This window comes from Solibacillus cecembensis (assembly GCF_050272495.1).
Classification (GTDB): Bacteria; Bacillota; Bacilli; order Bacillales_A; family Planococcaceae; genus Solibacillus; species Solibacillus cecembensis.
Genome location: NZ_JBNNMF010000013.1, coordinates 90,158 through 108,294, shown reverse-complemented (window position 1 = coordinate 108,294; position 18,137 = coordinate 90,158). Strand labels below are relative to the sequence as shown.

Below are 18,137 nucleotides of genomic sequence, written 5' to 3'. Positions count from 1 at the left end.
GTTCTATTCATTTGCAACAAATGAATCATGCACGCGCTCCCAGAACGGGAATGGACGGAATCGCGCAAAACGAACACGCTCATTCGCCACATTAAACATAATCGACTTTACATCGGTTTCAGTCATACTAATATGGTCCACTGTCATATTAAATTGCTGGTCATTCACTGGCTTTAATGCACAGTTATGATGCGCTGGTAATACAAGTGAAGCCCCTACCGTACGGAACACGCGGTTGTTAATCGACGCCATTTCTGTAATTTGGAATGCTTGCAATGTTGGATGGATAATTGCCCCGCCCAAAGCTTTATTATATGCCGTACTGCCGGATGGTGTTGAAATACATAATCCATCACCTCGGAAACGTTCAAAATGTTCCCCGTTCAGTTCAACATCCATCACAAGCGTTACATCTGGTGATTTTATCGTCACTTCATTTAACGCTAAAAATGTACTTGATTCTGAATGTTTGCGGTGCACTTGCACTTCTAAAAGAGGATATTCTACAACATTAAATTCTTTTTTCGCAATCGAAAGGACCAGCTTCTCAAGTTCTGAAGGCTTCCAATCGGCGTAAAATCCTAAATGCCCTGTATGAATCCCGACAAAAGCAGTTTTATCTAATCGATTCGAATAGCGATGAAATGCGTGCAATAACGTTCCATCTCCACCGATTGACAGGACAATATCCGGAGCTTCTTCATCTAAAACTAAACCAAATTCTGTTAAATACGATTTTGCGAGCTCCATCAATTCATTTGATTGGTCGTCTCGGCGTGATTGAACTGCAAATTTCACTCTTTGTCACGCTCCTTTTTATCAGTTGATGTATGGATAGCTAGATTTGGTGCTTCTTTAAATTCATTGAAATATGCTTGTGCATCTTGAATTTCACTGCGTATAGATGACATTTCCTCGTCTAAACGGAAAGCCGCCTCAGCAGCACTTTGTAGACGATTTTTAATTTCTTCAGGAAAAACGCCTTTATATTTATAGTTTAATGAGTGCTCAATAGATGCCCAAAAATTCATCGCTAGTGTACGAATTTGAATTTCCGCCACGACGACAATGCGACCTTGTATCGTTTCTACTGGATACTCGATAATCATATGATGTGAACGGTAGCCACTCGGTTTGCTATTTGAAATATAATCTTTTTCCTCAATTACTTTCAAATCATCCCGCTGGCGAATCAACTCAGTTACCGTAGCAATATCATCGACAAATTGGCACATAATACGGATTCCTGCAATATCTTGTAGTTCATTTCCTAAATGTGCAGATGGTTCGAATGGTAGCTCTTTATCACGTGATTTATCATAAATGCTCGCTAAAGGTTTAACCCTACCTGTGACAAATTCAATCGGCGAATTCGCATTCGTAATACCAAATTGCGAACGCATCCCTTTAAATTTCACCTTCAGTTCGTCCACTGCTTGTTTATATGGACTTAAAAAAATATCCCATTGTCCCACCTATAAAACCTCCTAACATGAAATAGTAGAGAATTCCCTATTATTTCAAGAACACGTTCGATTATATACGTTTATTATACTTCATTAAGGGCAAAAAATCGGGAAAATTGTTGCTCAACTGCCGCAACAAATAATTCTCCGTAATTCCCATTTCCTTCAATATTAAATAATAACATGTTTAATTCTACAACGAAATTTGTTAATTCGATTTGACCAGTATTCCAACGTAAATATGGTGTCTGTTCCGTTAAAATCATTTGCAGTAATTGCGGCCAAACCTCCTTTGAAAAGCTTATGTAACTATACGCATTGTTGTCTTCGACTATGTAAAGAAAAGTCGCATTATCAGAATCCACAATTACTTGACCCGTTGCTTCTAATTGTATCTGTTGTTCCTTTTCATTTAAAATAAAGTGTAGTTCGTGATTGATCATCTCAAACCGTTCAATTGTATATAATTTACGCAATGAATACTACTCCCTTTTCAAAATATTCTCTTCTTATTTTACCATATAGAATAGTATGATGCGAAAAACGAACAAGCCAGATAAAAAATCTAAATTAAAAAGGATGATTATAAATGAGCCAGCAAATCGAAATTGAATTTAAAAATTTACTAACAAAAGAACAATATGACCGACTGTTCCTTGCCTTTTCTGTAGAAGCTACCCAAATTGAACGACAAATTAATCATTATTTCGACACGCCAGCGCAACACTTAAAAAATGTACTAAGTGGCTTACGCATTCGAATGGTTGGTCCACATATCGAATGTACATTAAAAGAAAAAACAGCTGAACACCAACATTTAGAAACGACAGAACAATTAAATACGCAACAAGCGGAACAAATGTTAGCTGGGCAATCGCTTCCGCCCCTTACTATTCGTGAACGTTTGCAAGATTTACAAGTGCCACTCGATGATTTACAACGATTTGGAACACTGACAACTGATCGTGTCGAATTACCTTATGAAGGGGGCCTCCTAGTCTTTGATCATTCTTTTTATTTGCACTGTGAAGATTATGAGGTAGAATATGAAACAAATGATGAAACGTTTGGAAAAAATATTTTCTCGCAATTTCTGCTAAAATATGACATTACGCCGAAGCCCACGCCGAAGAAAATCGCGCGTTTTATGACGGCTTTACAACAACAGAAAGGTTAGGTGTTTTATGAATCTTACATCAATGAAAACGTTATTAGAGCTACAATCGATGCAAAGTTTAACGACTCAAAATGATACGAGTTCAAACCCTCTATCTTCAAGCTCTTCTCTATTTTCCGAATTAATCGAGAATTTATTAAATGAGCAAACAACGAATACAGCCAATCCTTTTAATGAATTAGGTGCGGCCAATTCTCCACAAAATGTATTATCGATGCTTCAATCAAATGGAACTTCGACTGGGGGAGCTTCGACAAATCCCTATTTAGCTACATTTTTATTGAACGGCTCTGTGGCTCCATTCAATAATCCGAACGTAGGTAACAGTGATGTATCACCACTCGCACCGTACATTACAGACTACACAGGGCAACAAGCCTATACAGATGTGCTTGTGAATGCTGAAAAATATCGTGATGTCATTACCCAAGCTGCTCAAACGTATAATTTGCCAGAAAAATTAATTGCGGCGGTCATTAAGCAAGAATCTAATTTCAATCCAAATGTCGTTAGTTCTGCTGGCGCGTCTGGTTTAATGCAGCTCATGCCTACTACTGCAAAATATTTAGGTGTGACCGATCGCGAAGATCCTGAACAAAATATTATGGGCGGTGCAAAATATTTACGTCAAATGCTCGATCAATTTGACAATGACATTTCTACAGCACTTGCCGCCTATAATGCCGGACCTGGAAACGTTAAAAAATACGGTGGAATCCCGCCATTTAAAGAAACACAAAATTATGTAACAAAGGTATTAAACTATTTCAAAGCTTAAAAATACAAAATATAAATTTTTGCTAGGGCACTTTATTTGAGAAAATGGAAATACGTTGCTAGAATAATTGTATAACCTTATTTAACTTGATTCAGTGGGGGTTCCCCCACTGAATCAAGTTAAGCCCCGGCGGATGTCACAGATTTTTTTAGGGAAGTTTTTCGAGCTAGCTCGAAAAAAATCTGGACGCAATTACGCCAAGGCGTAATTGATTTACATAAGGATTGTCTGTTCGTTAAATGGTCGAAGTACGACATAAAGGAGTAATACTAATGAATCGAAACTATACGATTCCTTACGAGGAACTCGGTGCTGAAAAGCTATCTGAACTATTAAACGCGTTCTACTCTCGAGTGGCGAAGCATCCTTTACTTATTCCGATTTTTCCGGAAGATCTAACTGAAACGATTCGTAAACAAATTCAATTTCAAACGCAGTATCTTGGTGGTCCTAATCTATTTACAGAAGAACATGGCCATCCTATGATGCGCGCTAGACATATGCATTTTAAAATAACACCTGATCGTGCACAAGCATGGCTTGAATGTATGGCTGAGGCAATGGATGAAATTGGCTTAGATGGTAAATTCCGTGAAGTCTATTTCAAACGCCTTGCATTAACTGCTCACCATATGGTCAACGCTCCGAATGACGAGGAGGGATTTGAGTGAATAATGTCCAACTGTTACAACAATCAATCGCACCTTCTACATGTAATAAGCCCATAGAGTTATATATTTTCATTGACCCGCTTTGCCCAGAAGCCTTTGCAATGCAGGGCACTCTACGCAAATTACAGGTCGAATATGAACATTACTTTACATGTCGCTATGTGCTCAGTACGGAACTGGCATCATTAAACAGTATTAGTAACCGTATTAAAGGGTGTGTTTCAGGAGCAGAATTGGATATTACGCATCCAGCATTACCGTCCATCGCAATTAAAGCAGCCGAATTACAGGGCAAACGTGCAGGCTTTCGCTATTTAAACAAAGTGCAAGAAATTGCTGCATTAAATACGCGCAATATTCATTCCCATGCAACATTACTTGAAGTTGCTCATGAAGTGAATCTAGACATGAATGAATTCACAGCTGATTTTGGCTCAAAGGAAGCAGCTCGTTCTTTCCAATGTGATCTTCACTTAACAAATGAAATGGAAATTGATGAAGTTCCAAGTATCGTATTTTTCAATGAATGTATTGAGGATGAAGGTTTAAAAGTGAGTGGGTCTTATACGTATGAAGTTTATGTGCATATTTTGCAGGAGTTGCTCGGAGAAGAATTAATTCGTCAACCAATCCCGTCACTTGAAAAATTATTCGACCGGTTTAACACGTTATCTACAGCTGAAGTTGCTGAGATTTATACAATCAGTGAAGCATCTGCAGAACGCGAACTAAAAAAACGCATGCTCCAACAAAAAGTAGAGCGTCTCATGACGGACGATATTACAATGTGGCGTGCAAGATAAGTCAATACTTCAACTAAGCTTTTACGATGGATTGTGGCTGTCTTAGCTATGCTTCTAGGTTCCTTTAAGCGTTAAGATGGAGGTTTTACTTCCCTTTAATACGTTATATATGTATTCCGCTCTTATATGATTATTTATACAAACAGCTAACTCCTTTTAAGAGGAGGGAGCTGTTTTTTTTACATTTTTCATTTTTTTAAAACAAAAGAGGCACCTCTATCCTCGACGATAGGGTGCCTCTTTTTCACAAAGGGGATGGGAGAAATGTTCACGTTCAAACAAAGGGGTGTATGTTTGTTATGTGATTTATTTCACGTATATTACTTTATCATAGAATAACAACTGTTTCAACGCCTCTTGCATTGTTTCACAAATTCGTCATATAGTAAGCGTTTTCAACATTTTGTATGACATATATTCTTTTTCTGACAAAGTTCCCCCTTCAAAATATCTTCAATAACCCTTGCTATAGCTACTTTCCTATACAAATATAATGTGTTTTACTATTTCATATCCATTACCAATTTTCAGATTAGCATTTATGCATTTATAAGTAGCAAATCTTCACACAAAGAAGAAAAACACACTTTACTTTAAGTGTGTTTTTCTCGTAATTAATTATTTAACAATAGTTTTTCAAGTTCTTCTAATTTCTCTTCAAACACTTTACATGCAAGTGCAATCGGTTCAGGTGATTCCATATCAACACCTGCTGCTTTTAACACTTCAATTGGGAAATCTGAGCAACCTGCTTTTAGGAAATTGTTAATATAACGATCTACAGCTGGCTGACCTTCTTCTAAAATTTGCTTACTTAATGCTGTCGCTGCTGATTGACCTGTCGCATATTGGTAAACATAATGATTGTAATAGAAATGTGGAATTCTCGCCCATTCTAAACCAATTTCTTCATCCACTGTTATATCATCACCAAAGTACTGTTTGTTTAAGTTGTAATATATATCCGTTAACTTTTCTGCTGTTAACGCCTCACCCTTTCGGTCCATTTCGTGAATCATATGCTCGAATTCAGCAAACATTGTTTGACGGAAAACAGTACCGCGGAAACCATCTAACCATTGATTTAATAAGTAAATTTTTTGCTTATCATCATCTAACGTTTTCATTAAGTAGTCAAATAATAATTCTTCATTACATGTTGAAGCTACTTCTGCAACAAAAATTGAATAGTCAGCGTACGGATAAGGTTGGTTTGCACGTGAATAGAAACTGTGCATACTGTGACCGAATTCATGCGCTAATGTGTACAGGTTGTTGACATTGTTTTGCCAGTTCATTAACACATATGGATTCGTTCCAAATGTACCTGATGAATAAGCACCACTTCGTTTCCCTTTGTTTTCTAAAACATCTACCCAACGAGAATCTAAGCCCTTTTGAACGCTGTCTTGATATTCTTTACCCAGCGGCGCAAAGCTATCTACCATCATTTTCTTGGCTTCATCATACGTGACTTCCATCTTTACTTCTTTAACAAGTGGTGTAAATAAATCATACATATGCAACTCATCCACACCTAATACTTTTTTACGCAATGCAATGTAACGATGCACTACTGGCAAGAAGTCATGAATCGTCGAAATTAATTGATCATATACTTTTTCCGGAATAAAGTTATTACTTAATGCAGCTTGACGGGCTGATTCGTAATTGCGAATTTTTGCATCGGCATTATGCGCTTTTACATTTCCAGATAACGTCGTGGCAAATGTGTTTTTAAATTGACCATATACTTGATACATTGCCTTAAATGCCGCTTCACGCACATCACGATTATCACTTTCTAACATTGTGATATAGTTCCCATGCGTTAATTGAACCTCTTCCCCATCCTCATTTTTAATGATTGGGAATTCTAAATCAGCATTGTTTAACGCGCTGAATGTCGTACCTGATGCAGAAGACACTTCAGATAGCTGTGCAAGTAATTCTTCCTTTTCTGCCGATAGTACATGCGGGCGTCCTAAATTTAGTTCTTTTAAGCTTTGTTTATACAGTTCTAGTGGCTCATAGCTCGCTACATAGCTGTCCAATGTCGCCTCATCTAACGCTAAAATTTCTGGCGTAATAAATGACCATGTGGCACCCATTTTTGCTGCTACCGAACGAATACGACCGTCTAAATCTTGATATTGACTGTTTGTTGTATCTTGATCGTGCTTCAAATGAGAGTAAACATATAATTTATGAAGACGCTCCATTAATTGATTGCTAAATTGCAACGTATTATATAAACTTTCAGCGCTGTCAGCTACTTTTCCTTTAAAATTGGCCGCTTGCTCTGATAATTTTTCTACTTCTTTTAATTCTACTTCCCAAGCATCATCTGTTGCAAAAATCGTTGATAAATCCCACGTTAAATGCTCAGGTACCTCGTTACGTGTTAATACTTTTTTAGACATTCGGTATTTCCCCCATCCTTATTGTTACGATATTCGAAATTATAAATCTATTTTAATCAATTTTAAACAGGAATTGCAAATAATTCCTCGTACAAAATTGTAAATAGTTGTTCGGGTGTTACTTTACTCTGAACCGTTTCAATTGCTAACTTTCTTAACACCATTAAATATCGCGTTACCCCCTTTGGCAAATTGACATGTGCTTGCATTTTTGCCCATTCTAAAAAATATGGAATCGCCTTCAAATGAAAGGTTTGCGGTGTTAATTGGTGACGTTCCATAAAGTAAAAAAGTTGGAGTTGCCATTCTACACAAAAAATATCGGATTGTTCATTATTTGATAATGGAATCCCAATAAAATTCGGCAAATTAGATACAGTTAACTTCAGTTCATAAATCGCACGCAATAAGCGATCATTCACCCCTTTCTTACTGAGGTGAAGCCTTGTATGCAAAAAATGGAGTCGATACGCAGCAAACTTGGTAAGCATTATTTTAAATTGATTTTCGGATATCTTTTTAGGAACAAAAAACGGGAAAATTTGCTTCATTAGAGAAATGGATTGAACATAACCAAAATATTGCTGACCATGAATAGGAAATAAATTGCTTATATAAAAAAATGTACGACTATGTACATCATAGCTTAGTAAATATTTCTGATTTTTATACATTTGAATATATTGCGCATTCGTATGATTAATCGAAAGTTTCGTTAAACCCTGGGATTTAAATTTATCATTAGGTGTTTGAATAATCCAAACGGGCATAATTTGAACGTCTTTATAACCTTCTGTACGCTTTTGGAAATGTTGTGGGGAAAGGCGGCTACATTGAAATTCAATCGCATATTTTTGTATGCCTTTTGTTATCAGTAAATCGGGTCGTTGTTGAATTAAGGGTAAATATGGTTCTAGTACAGGCTGCAATTGCAGTTGTTGAAAAAGCTCTTGTAAATGTTGCTTTCCTAACAAGTGGGCATAGGACTCCCCTTCTGAAAATAACGCATCACAATCACTTTTCTTAACATGAGCAAAATGAGGGATTTTAATTTGACCCACTTTTAAGATGAGCAAAGCTTTACATTGCGGGCAATAAAATTGAGCCGTTTTCTTCAATTCTTGTAATTGTTCTTGAGGTGTCGATCCATTTAGTTGATAAAGTTGTTGTTGTACAGTTAATGCGACGAGCATAATACACCTCCCTATGTATCATCGTAGCGACTTTACCAATGTATTTCAACTTACGAAATGTTACTGTTGGCAAACTTTCATTTTGAATCCTTATTTTTATAGAAAAATCAATTTTGCGCAGTCCATATGTAGCTACTCCCGGCATAAAAACACGCAAAAATACCGCTTTGAAATGAATCAAAACGGCACTTGCTTGCTTATTGACAACGGAAGCTTGATTTTAGAAAAAACTCATAATCGTTTCGAAACAATCTTCCGAAATAATCACTTCTCCATACTCTTCCAATCTATGAATTGTCATTTTAGATGATGATAAATATTCACTGCATAATGCAATAATATTTTTTGCTTCCTGCTGATCTAAATCGAGTAAATCCACAAATAAATAATAGTATCCTTCACATTGATACAGCGCGGATTTAACACCCAATAAGGATGCACGTCTTGCAAGCGGTACTAACTCATCAATATCCTTAAAACGGAATCGTGCATTTTCAATTGGTTCCTCTTCTTTATTTGATTTGCCAAGAGAATTAAAAAGCGCTTCTTCCATATCTGTTAATTGGTCTGCTATATCATGACTTTCTTCAAAAGGGCCTACCATTGATGAAGCATCGGAATCATTATTGACAGATGCACGTGTCACTACAACTTCCAACCCGACTTCAGATGCATTTATGTGAATCCAAATAGGACCATCTAAATCAAAGTAATCTTCCGTATTAACCTCGCCAATAACGTCCCAGAAAAGTTCTTCCCCTTTTGCACGATTATACCAAATCTCCTCACGACTATAGCCGCGATCCTCGATATCACTATACGTAATAAAAAGTTTTAACGTATTTTCATTAATGCGTTCGATGTCCATTAGACTTCAACTCCTTTCACAGTCAATCATAAAACTATACAATATATTCTCAATTTCACGTCCGTAAAATTGCGTTCAGTGAGTGGTTTCTACTGAACAGAATTAACCAAATTTATTTCACTTAAAGTGCAATGTAAATCCATGTTGCTTTACAAATTTTAAGCTAAATACCCTATTTTACAGTAGTAGGATATCTATAACTCTATTGTATGATGGATTGCCTTAAAATGAAAAGGAAAAACATTGTTGAACCAAAATTATTTGAATACTTGAAATTGTATTGTACCTTTACGCTGAAATCAAGGCACAAACCTCCCACTTCCATCATTTGGGGAATTAGACTGTTTACGCAGATAAAAAAAGATGTTACAGCAGCAAATTTGCATGAGTAACATCTATCATAAAATGTATTTAGTTAACCATTCGTTGCGCTTCTTGTAGTTGGTAAGCACGTACTTTACGAGGTAGGAATCGACGAATTTCGTCTTCGTTATAGCCTACTTGTAAACGTTTTTTATCTAAAATAATCGGACGACGTAATAATCCTGGATATTCTTGAATAAGCTCATATAATCGTTGCAGAGGTAAATTTTCTACATCTACATTTAGTTTTTGGAAGATTTTTGATCTCGTCGAAATAATTTCATCTGTACCATCTTCTGTCATACTTAAAATTTCTTTGATTTCACTAATTGTAAGTGGTTCAGAAAAAATGTTACGTTCTGTATACGAGATATCATGCTCTTCTAACCATGCTTTCGCTTTTCGACATGAAGTACAACTTGGTGAAGTAAATAATGTTACTAACATTGTCTCACTCCCTCTCCTCATTAAATCAATTACACCGAGGCATAATTGCGTCCAGATTTTTTCGAGTATACCCGAAAAAATCCCCATAAAAATCTGTGACATCCGCCTGAGGCTATAATTTACTTCGTTAAGCGGGTAAAAACGCTTGAATGATGCAAATTAGAATGTGGACGATTTAATCGTTAATTTAGAATTAATTTAATTTAATACTATGCTTTTATTATACAGGAAAAGGCATCGTTTGAATATACATTGTCAACAAATAATCGCTGCTTTCCGCAAAAAAAATATGCACATTTTTTCTCTAAAAAGACCATTTCCTATAATAATTATGTGTTCCCTTTAAAAACTACCCAAAAGATGGTTTACTTAAACGTACATTGCCCCTATTTTTTTCTCAATTATGAAAAATAATTGAGAAAAAACACATTACAAACTAATCACCATAAAAAAGGTTTTTAATAATATTACTATGACCATATCTCACGTTTTTTATTCAAATTTTTTTAACACCCTAATAATATTTGCAATTTTTCTATTAAGTACGATATAATCATTTCCAATATTATAAAAAACGAAGACGAAGAGTAGTACATTTAATTCAGAATGCTTAGAGAATCTGTGGACGGTGCAAACAGATCATTCATTAAATGGAATGGACTTCCGAGTTAGCTTTATGAACCTTTTACTCAGTAGTAAAGCTCGAGCCTTCACGTTACGAAGAAGAGTGGCCAATTTTTTTGGCAAGCTGGGTGGTACCGCGGATTTTACATCATTCGTCCCTTCTATTTTATATAGAGGACGCATGATGTTTTTATTTTGTCCAAATTCGAGGAGGTATTTTTTATGAAAACCATTTTTTCAGGCGTACAGCCAACAGGAACGATTACATTAGGGAACTACATCGGTGCAATTAAGCAATTCCCTGCATTACAAGACGAGGGCAATGCAATTTATTGCATCGTTGACCAACATGCGATTACCGTTCCACAAGATCGTTTAGAGTTGCGTAAAAACATTCGTTCATTAGCTGCGATGTATATTGCTGTAGGGATTGATCCAGCTAAATCAACATTATTCATACAATCCGAAGTACCTGCACATGCTCAAGCAGGTTGGATTTTACAATGTGTCGCATCAATCGGTGAATTGGAGCGCATGACACAATTTAAAGATAAATCACACGGAAAAGAATCCGTATCCGCAGCACTTCTAACTTACCCACCGTTAATGGCTGCTGATATTCTTTTATACAATACCGATATCGTGCCCGTTGGAGATGATCAAAAACAACATATCGAATTAACGCGTGACTTAGCTGAACGCTTTAACAAACGTTACAATGATGTGTTAACGATTCCAGATATTCAATTACCAAAAGAAGGCGCTCGCATTAAATCATTGCAAGAGCCTACGAAAAAAATGTCAAAATCAGATCCAAATACAAAGGCAACTATCCGCCTACTTGATACACCGAAAGAAATTGAGAAGAAAATTAAATCAGCAGTGACGGATTCAGAAGGTATTGTCAAATTCGACGTTGAAAATAAACCAGGTGTTGCCAATTTATTAACAATCGAATCTGCCTTATCAGGTATTTCCATCGCGCAATTAGAAAAGAAATACGAAGGTAAAGGCTATGGTGATTTTAAAGCAGGTGTTGCCGAAGCGGTTATCACTCATTTAACACCTATTCAAGATTGTTATAACGAATTAATCGACTCACCAGAACTTGACGCAATTTTAGATGAAGGTGCTGTAAAAGCAAATGCAATTGCTTCAAAAACGCTTAAGAAAATGGAGAACGCGATGGGGTTAGGGCGAAAACGACGATAAACATAATCCCTAAAGTACCAATTGCTAAATAAATTTCCGCACTATTTAGTATGTACAACATGACAGCACGCCATGAATAACCAAGCGTACGGTAATTTAAATACAAAATGATATTACTAATAGATATAACACAAATTCCATAACAAAATAAAAATAAGACAAAGCGTGCGATTGACACCATCCTTTGTACAACTATACGAAAAAACAACGTGCGTCATGACTGCGCACGTTGTTTTTCGTTTTAAGAACTTTTTTCTTAGAAATTAAGCCTCAGTATATTTTTTGAATAATAGACAAGCGTTATGACCACCAAAGCCTAAAGAATTGCTTAATGCGAAGTCAATCGATGCTTTTCGTGCTTCATTTGGAACATAATCTAAATCACAATCTGGATCTGGATCATGTAAGTTCATTGTCGGTGGTAATATACCTTCTTTTAACGCCATTAACGTAAAGATTGCCTCAATACCGCCAGCTGCACCTAATAAATGGCCTGTTACACTTTTAGTTGAGCTCATCGCCAATTGGTAAGCATGCTCACCAAATACAGTCTTCACCGCTTGTGTTTCAAATAAATCATTATACGGTGTACTTGTACCGTGAGCATTAATATAGCCAACTTGTTCTGGAGCAACGTTGGCATCATTTAACGCCATCGCCATTGCACGTGCAGCACCTTCACCGTTTGGAGCTGGCGCCGTAATATGGTGGGCATCGCCTGTTGAACCATAGCCTACTACTTCACCATAAATCTTTGCCCCGCGCGCTTTTGCATGCTCTAGCTCTTCTAAAATTAAAATCCCTGCACCTTCACCAATAACGAAGCCATCACGATTTTTATCAAATGGACGAGAAGCGGTGTTCGCATCTGGATTTAATGATAATGCTGTGTTTGAACAAAAACCAGCAATCGCCATCGTTACAATCGGCGCTTCTGCCCCACCCGTAATCATGACATCCGCATCGCCGCGTTCAATAACTTTAAACGCATCACCGATTGAATTCGTACCAGATGCACAAGCTGTTACAGAGCAAGAGTTCACACCTTTTGCGCCAAGATAAATCGATACTTGACCAGATGCCATATCCGGTATCATCATTGGTACAAAGAACGGACTAACACGACGTACACCGCGCTCTTGGAATGTTAGGAATTGCTGTTCATGTGTCTCCATTCCACCAATTCCTGAACCAATCCAAACGCCAACTCGTGGAGCCATTTCGTCAGTAATCGTTAAATCTGCATCTTTTGCTGCCATCATGGACGCTGCAAGTGCGTAATGCGTGAAGCGATCCATTTTACGCGCTTCTTTTTTCTCAATATAATCTTCTATATTAAAGTCTGTTACTTCTGCTGCAACTGAAACAGGAAATTTACTCGTATCAACACGTGTTAATGGACCTACACCTGACTTACCTGCTATTACATTTTCCCATGCTTGTTCGGCACTATTCCCAACTGGTGTTACAGCGCCAATTCCCGTCACAACTACTCGTCTTTTTTCCATCATTCAATTCTCCCTTTTACTTGATGATTTATTCAAGTTTGATTTATTCTACGTTTACTACTTATTTACCCCACTTCATTGCTAAGGCACCCCATGTGAGGCCTCCGCCAAAACCGACTAGGACAATGATATCATCATCTTTTATTTTCCCTGCTTCAAGATCATCTACAATCGAAATCCCGATTGATGCAGCAGAAGTATTGCCGTACTTTTGAATGGTTTTAGACATTTTTTCTTCTGGTAAACCTAGACGTTCACGTGCGGCTTCCATAATACGAATATTCGCTTGATGCGGCACTAAATAATCAACATCTTCTTTTGTCAGCCCAGCTTTTTCAATAACACTTAAAGCCGATTCCCCCATTTGACGAACGGCAAACTTAAATACTTCGCGTCCATTCATATACACATGTTGTTTTTCATCCAATTTTAAATGTTTTCCGCCCGTGCCATCTGCGCCAAGCTCAAAAGATAAAATCCCTCTACCTTCTGATACTTTCCCAATTACCGCTGCACTAGCCCCATCACCAAATAAGATAGCTGTATTACGGTCAGTCCAATCGATATTCTTCGTTAACTTCTCAACACCTACTACTAATATATAGTCATAGCTATTACTGTTAATGAACTGTTGAGCAATGGTCGTTGCATAAATAAATCCAGAGCAAGCTGCTGAAATATCCATCGCACCCCCATTAGATGCGCCTAAACGTTCTTGAATTTGGCATGCAACACTTGGAAAGTTTTGATCTTGCGTAACAGTCGCCACGATAATTAATCCAACTTGCTCAGCAGTAATCCCTGCATTTTCTAACGCATTTACCGCTGCTTTATATGCTAAATCAGATGTTTCTTCATTTTCTGCAATATGACGCTGTTCAATTCCAGTTCGAGAACGAATCCACTCATCTGATGTATCTAATATTTTTTCAAAATCAGCATTTGTCATTATTTTCTCTGGTACGTATTTCCCAATTCCAATAATCCCTGCATTCATTTTGTATCCCCCTTGGTTTTCAATCCCATTTCACCTTTATTTATACCACTAACGTTTAGTATCTGGTACTAATTATAGACCATAACTTTTCTGAAAACAAGAACAAATACGCTAACGCATCTTTGACACACTATCCGAGTAGAATAATTCGGTCGGGTCCTTTTTTCGCCTCATGCTCATCACCGTTCTATTTGGCTTATTCCTCATAACTACAGAGACCCAAAAGTTTTATACTTTCTTATCTTTTAAAGATTTTTTTGATTATATAAGATCAACAAAAGAATCTATCCTTGTGATGTAAGTTTTCTAATAAAACTTCTAATAAAGTATGCGCTAGTTTAGGCTGGCTAAGCACATGAGGCGCACAGCTTTGTTGCACAAATCTATACGACTCATCTTTGTGCTTTGTGCAAGGCCAGCCTTTATAACGTTTTTCCTACTGAAGCTTCCTAGTTTTATTGCGCCGCTTCCGTGGGAGGCGGCGTCAACCTCAATAGATTTTTATCCCATTAGGAAAAGTATATCCCACTTTTTTTGGCTATTGAGGAGCAAAAATCATACAAACTTTGTGCAAAGTTGAACCTTTGAAGTGGCAAAAAGATTCTATAAAGGTGGGGGCAGACGGCATGTTTTGCAGTCTCAACGGTATTATAGGAATAAATTTTATTATCGAGCGCATATTTCAATAAAGAGATTGAATAGCTGAAACTAACTTCATATTCAAAAAAATGATTAGGAATTGTATTGGGACAAACTTGAATAGAAGGAGTTGATTGGAATGGAGGGGAGGCGACTCCTACGGGAACAGCACGTGCGGAAAATCCACTTATTTCGAGACACCTCTCGAAATAAGTTAGTTGGAGCCGTGCCCGTGGAAAGCGTCCGGACTGGAATGGAAATCAACTCCCCATTTTTCAGAGGGAATTTTAAATGATAGATTCTTTAATTAATTATATATAGATCAAGGGGAAGTTTGCGCATTATGAATTAGATTCCCTATAGAAGTTTAATTTCTCGAAAAAATACTTCCCACGTATCAAAAATATTTGACAACTTACCGAATTGTTCGATTCTCTATTTTATTTTTGAGCGAGCTTATGGTATGATATTGAGGATGTAATTCTATAATAAATATTTAAATAAGTTCAATGAGGTGAATTTGATGCAATATATCGTTACTTTCTTTTGGTCATTTTTATTAGTGTCTATGCTAAACTATGTAGTAAGCTCTGTATTAAATGTTGAGTTTAACTTCCTAAACGGTGCTATTATTTCATTAGCATTCAGTGTTTTAGTATTTGTTATCGCAGCAGTTATTCCAAACGAATCAACTCCAGAGTTCGAAGCAGAACAACACTAATTAGAAAAGACATCCACTCGTGCACAACTGTGCCGAGTGGATGTCTTTTTTTTACATGTATTTTTCGATTCGGATTTTTCCATCTTTCATGCGAATACGCAGCGTTTCTCCAGCTGTTACGTCCCCTTTTAATAACTCTCTTGCAACAATCGTTTCTAAATGACGCTGCACAAATCGTTTTAACGGACGCGCACCAAATTGTGGATCGATGCCATTTTCGACAACCCAGTCCACAACCGCCTCATCTACTTGCAATGTAATTTCTTGCTCTGCAACACGCGCTTGTAGCTGATGAACATATTTCCAAGCAATCGCATGGAAATGCTCATTCGACAATGCATGGAACATAATAATATCATCCATACGATTTAATAGCTCCGGTTTAAAATGCTGACGCAATGCCGCATTCACTAACTCCTCCGATTGTTGGCTATTTTCTAATAAATAATGTGAGCCAATATTCGATGTTAAAATCACGACCGTATTCGTAAAGTTCACCATACGACCTTGGCTATCAGTAATACGCCCATCATCTAGCACTTGTAATAAAATATTTGCCACGTCTGGATGCGCTTTTTCAATTTCATCAAGTAGCACGACCGAATATGGATTACGGCGAACAGCCTCTGTTAATTGACCGCCTTCCTCATAACCGACATACCCTGGAGGCGCTCCGACTAATCGAGATACGGAATGTTTTTCCATATATTCACTCATATCAATCCGAATGAAATGATCTTCCGAATCAAATAACTGTGCAGCCAATGCTTTTGCTAATTCTGTTTTTCCGACACCTGTTGGTCCTAAAAATAAGAAGCTACCAATTGGCTTATTTGGGTCTTTAATTCCTGCACGCGCACGCCATACTGCTTCTGTCACCAATGTAACCGCATCTTCCTGACCTACAACACGTTCATGCAATGTATCTTTTAAACGCAGTAATTTTTCGCGTTCCCTTTCTACAAGCTTCGTTACGGGGATACCTGTCCAACGGGAAATAATTTTTGCAATTTCCTCTTCGGTTACTTCCTCACGTAACATCCGATTACCTTCTGTCTCTTTTAACTGCTGCTCTAACACCGCAACTTCTTTTTTTAGCTCTGGAATTTTACTGTATTGCAATTCACCTGCACGCGCTAAATTACTATTCGTTTGAACTAACTCTTCTGCTTCCGCAATATAATTTTTTAATCGATCTTTTTTATCGCGAACAATTTGTAAGCCATTTTTTTCGATATCCCATTGCTCTTGCATACTTTTATTTAATTTTTCTAATTGATCTATTTCTTCATTTAACGTTTCCAGACGCTTTTTACTTGCTGCATCTTTTTCCTTTTTCAATGCTTGCTGTTCAATTTTCAAATGAGTTAAACGACGTGTTGCTTGATCCAATTCCTGTGGCATCGAATCCATCTCAATACGAATCATTGCACATGCTTCATCTACTAAATCAATTGCTTTATCAGGTAAGAAACGCTCGGTAATATAACGATTCGCTAATTGTGCTGCGGCAATAATGGCACGGTCATGAATACGAACACCACGATGATGCTCCTCAAAACGATCTTTAATCCCACGCAAAATGGATACAGTATCTTCAATAGAAGGTTCTCTTACCATCACTTGCTGGAAACGTCGCTCAAGTGCCGGGTCCTTTTCAATATACATGCGGTATTCATCTAATGTCGTCGCACCAATACAGTGAAGTTCCCCTCGCGCAAGCATCGGCTTCAGCATATTACCTGCATCCATGGCACCGTCTGATTTTCCAGCGCCTACAATCGTATGAATTTCGTCGATGAATAAAATAATACTTCCCTCAGCATCTTTCACCTGTTTTAACACCGCTTTTAAACGCTCTTCAAACTGACCACGGTAGCTTGCCCCTGCAATTAATGCACTCATATCCAACTCATATAGCTGAACATCTTTTAACCCTTCTGGCACATCTTTACGAACAATTCGTTGTGCTAACCCTTCAACAATTGCGGTTTTACCGACACCTGGTTCCCCGATTAACACTGGATTATTTTTCGTTTTTCTTGATAAAATGCGAATGACATTTCTTATTTCTTCATCGCGTCCAATTACCGGGTCCATTTTCCCACTTTTTACTTGTTCAATTAAGTTCCTTCCAAATTGTTCAAGTGGTGGACGATTATCTTGTGTTTGATTAAATTGCATATTCGCTACTCCCCTTTAGGTTTGACCTTATTTGACTAATTTAATTGTAGGTCAAAATTAATC

General features: G+C 37.3%; 16 protein-coding genes and 1 other annotated feature. Of the genes, 6 read left to right on the top strand and 10 right to left on the bottom strand.

Features of this window, described 5'->3' with window-relative positions; translation table 11 throughout:
- Nucleotides 1-3 precede the first annotated feature (3 nt).
- The 3 genes from ACQKIH_RS13060 to ACQKIH_RS13050 all read right to left on the bottom strand — a co-directional run bounded on the left by ACQKIH_RS13060 (nucleotide 4) and on the right by ACQKIH_RS13050 (nucleotide 1,942).
- On the bottom strand, nucleotides 4-798 hold the full coding sequence (locus tag ACQKIH_RS13060; protein WP_057984250.1) for an NAD kinase: 795 nt from the start codon (nucleotides 796-798) through the stop codon (nucleotides 4-6).
- Entirely contained in the window at nucleotides 795-1,475 is a 681-nt protein-coding gene (gene yjbM, locus ACQKIH_RS13055; RefSeq protein WP_057984252.1) for a GTP diphosphokinase, read from the bottom strand. Before yjbM ends, ACQKIH_RS13060 begins: the two co-directional genes overlap by 4 nt.
- Before the next feature lie 74 nt (nucleotides 1,476-1,549).
- Nucleotides 1,550-1,942, bottom strand: coding sequence for a UPF0738 family protein (locus ACQKIH_RS13050; protein ID WP_057984255.1), 393 nt, complete (start codon nucleotides 1,940-1,942; stop codon nucleotides 1,550-1,552).
- A gap of 113 nt (nucleotides 1,943-2,055) precedes the next feature.
- Between ACQKIH_RS13050 and ACQKIH_RS13045 the strand changes: the two genes are divergently transcribed.
- The 4 genes from ACQKIH_RS13045 (at nucleotide 2,056) to ACQKIH_RS13030 (ending at nucleotide 4,895) form a co-directional block, all read left to right on the top strand.
- Nucleotides 2,056-2,643, top strand: coding sequence for a CYTH domain-containing protein (locus ACQKIH_RS13045; protein WP_057984257.1), 588 nt, complete (start codon nucleotides 2,056-2,058; stop codon nucleotides 2,641-2,643).
- Between the two features lie 22 nt (nucleotides 2,644-2,665).
- Nucleotides 2,666-3,421, top strand: coding sequence for a lytic transglycosylase domain-containing protein (locus tag ACQKIH_RS13040; protein WP_427766645.1), 756 nt, complete (start codon nucleotides 2,666-2,668; stop codon nucleotides 3,419-3,421).
- A gap of 272 nt (nucleotides 3,422-3,693) precedes the next feature.
- On the top strand, nucleotides 3,694-4,092 hold the full coding sequence (locus tag ACQKIH_RS13035; protein ID WP_057984266.1) for a globin domain-containing protein: 399 nt from the start codon (nucleotides 3,694-3,696) through the stop codon (nucleotides 4,090-4,092).
- The gene (locus ACQKIH_RS13030; protein ID WP_057984267.1) at nucleotides 4,089-4,895 is read left to right on the top strand and encodes a DsbA family protein; all 807 of its coding nucleotides are present in this window, start codon (nucleotides 4,089-4,091) and stop codon (nucleotides 4,893-4,895) included. The genes ACQKIH_RS13035 and ACQKIH_RS13030 overlap by 4 nt, the downstream gene beginning before the upstream one ends.
- Nucleotides 4,896-5,509: 614 nt before the next feature.
- Here ACQKIH_RS13030 and pepF read toward each other — a convergent pair.
- The 4 genes from pepF to spxA form a co-directional block, all read right to left on the bottom strand.
- The gene (gene pepF / locus ACQKIH_RS13025) at nucleotides 5,510-7,318 is read right to left on the bottom strand and encodes an oligoendopeptidase F (RefSeq protein WP_057984269.1); all 1,809 of its coding nucleotides are present in this window, start codon (nucleotides 7,316-7,318) and stop codon (nucleotides 5,510-5,512) included.
- A 62-nt stretch (nucleotides 7,319-7,380) separates the two neighbouring features.
- The gene (locus ACQKIH_RS13020; protein WP_427766641.1) at nucleotides 7,381-8,511 is read right to left on the bottom strand and encodes a competence protein CoiA; all 1,131 of its coding nucleotides are present in this window, start codon (nucleotides 8,509-8,511) and stop codon (nucleotides 7,381-7,383) included.
- 220 nt (nucleotides 8,512-8,731) lie between these two features.
- Entirely contained in the window at nucleotides 8,732-9,379 is a 648-nt protein-coding gene (mecA, locus tag ACQKIH_RS13015) for an adaptor protein MecA (RefSeq protein ID WP_057984273.1), read from the bottom strand.
- 411 nt (nucleotides 9,380-9,790) lie between these two features.
- Nucleotides 9,791-10,189: a transcriptional regulator SpxA gene (gene spxA, locus ACQKIH_RS13010; protein WP_057984275.1), complete on the bottom strand. Its 399-nt coding sequence runs from the start codon at nucleotides 10,187-10,189 to the stop codon at nucleotides 9,791-9,793.
- Nucleotides 10,190-10,757: 568 nt separating this feature from the next.
- Nucleotides 10,758-10,976, top strand: a binding site (T-box leader).
- Nucleotides 10,977-11,035: 59 nt separating this feature from the next.
- Here spxA and trpS point away from each other — a divergent pair.
- On the top strand, nucleotides 11,036-12,025 hold the full coding sequence (gene trpS / locus ACQKIH_RS13005; RefSeq protein ID WP_427766637.1) for a tryptophan--tRNA ligase: 990 nt from the start codon (nucleotides 11,036-11,038) through the stop codon (nucleotides 12,023-12,025).
- Nucleotides 12,026-12,288: 263 nt separating this feature from the next.
- On the opposite strand, the gene fabF is transcribed toward trpS, so the two are convergent.
- Both fabF and ACQKIH_RS12995 read right to left on the bottom strand, forming a co-directional pair.
- Nucleotides 12,289-13,533, bottom strand: a complete 1,245-nt coding sequence (gene fabF, locus ACQKIH_RS13000) for a beta-ketoacyl-ACP synthase II (RefSeq protein ID WP_057984279.1) — start codon at nucleotides 13,531-13,533, stop codon at nucleotides 12,289-12,291.
- Nucleotides 13,534-13,594: 61 nt separating this feature from the next.
- Nucleotides 13,595-14,530 carry a beta-ketoacyl-ACP synthase III gene (locus ACQKIH_RS12995; RefSeq protein WP_057984281.1) on the bottom strand — a complete coding sequence of 312 codons (936 nt, stop codon included), beginning with the start codon at nucleotides 14,528-14,530 and terminating at the stop codon, nucleotides 13,595-13,597.
- Between the two features lie 1,162 nt (nucleotides 14,531-15,692).
- Here ACQKIH_RS12995 and ACQKIH_RS12990 point away from each other — a divergent pair.
- Nucleotides 15,693-15,890 (top strand): YjzD family protein, encoded by a 198-nt coding sequence (locus ACQKIH_RS12990; RefSeq protein WP_057984283.1) that lies wholly within the window; start codon nucleotides 15,693-15,695, stop codon nucleotides 15,888-15,890.
- A gap of 51 nt (nucleotides 15,891-15,941) precedes the next feature.
- Here ACQKIH_RS12990 and ACQKIH_RS12985 read toward each other — a convergent pair whose 3' ends face one another.
- Complete coding sequence (locus ACQKIH_RS12985) at nucleotides 15,942-18,074, bottom strand: ATP-dependent Clp protease ATP-binding subunit (protein WP_427766632.1); 2,133 nt, start codon at nucleotides 18,072-18,074, stop codon at nucleotides 15,942-15,944.
- Nucleotides 18,075-18,137: the final 63 nt, after the last annotated feature.

What these genes read in the sequence shown, in the direction of transcription:
- ACQKIH_RS12990 (WP_057984283.1), top strand. Translation starts at nt 15,693, where the DNA reads ATGCAATATATCGTTACTTTCTTTTGGTCATTTTTATTAGTGTCTATG.
- mecA (WP_057984273.1), bottom strand. Translation starts at nt 9,379, where the DNA reads ATGGACATCGAACGCATTAATGAAAATACGTTAAAACTTTTTATTACG.
- ACQKIH_RS13045 (WP_057984257.1), top strand. Translation starts at nt 2,056, where the DNA reads ATGAGCCAGCAAATCGAAATTGAATTTAAAAATTTACTAACAAAAGAA.
- ACQKIH_RS12985 (WP_427766632.1), bottom strand. Translation starts at nt 18,074, where the DNA reads ATGCAATTTAATCAAACACAAGATAATCGTCCACCACTTGAACAATTT.
- ACQKIH_RS13040 (WP_427766645.1), top strand. Translation starts at nt 2,666, where the DNA reads ATGAAAACGTTATTAGAGCTACAATCGATGCAAAGTTTAACGACTCAA.
- ACQKIH_RS13020 (WP_427766641.1), bottom strand. Translation starts at nt 8,511, where the DNA reads ATGCTCGTCGCATTAACTGTACAACAACAACTTTATCAACTAAATGGA.
- pepF (WP_057984269.1), bottom strand. Translation starts at nt 7,318, where the DNA reads ATGTCTAAAAAAGTATTAACACGTAACGAGGTACCTGAGCATTTAACG.
- trpS (WP_427766637.1), top strand. Translation starts at nt 11,036, where the DNA reads ATGAAAACCATTTTTTCAGGCGTACAGCCAACAGGAACGATTACATTA.
- spxA (WP_057984275.1), bottom strand. Translation starts at nt 10,189, where the DNA reads ATGTTAGTAACATTATTTACTTCACCAAGTTGTACTTCATGTCGAAAA.
- ACQKIH_RS12995 (WP_057984281.1), bottom strand. Translation starts at nt 14,530, where the DNA reads ATGAATGCAGGGATTATTGGAATTGGGAAATACGTACCAGAGAAAATA.
- ACQKIH_RS13035 (WP_057984266.1), top strand. Translation starts at nt 3,694, where the DNA reads ATGAATCGAAACTATACGATTCCTTACGAGGAACTCGGTGCTGAAAAG.
- fabF (WP_057984279.1), bottom strand. Translation starts at nt 13,533, where the DNA reads ATGGAAAAAAGACGAGTAGTTGTGACGGGAATTGGCGCTGTAACACCA.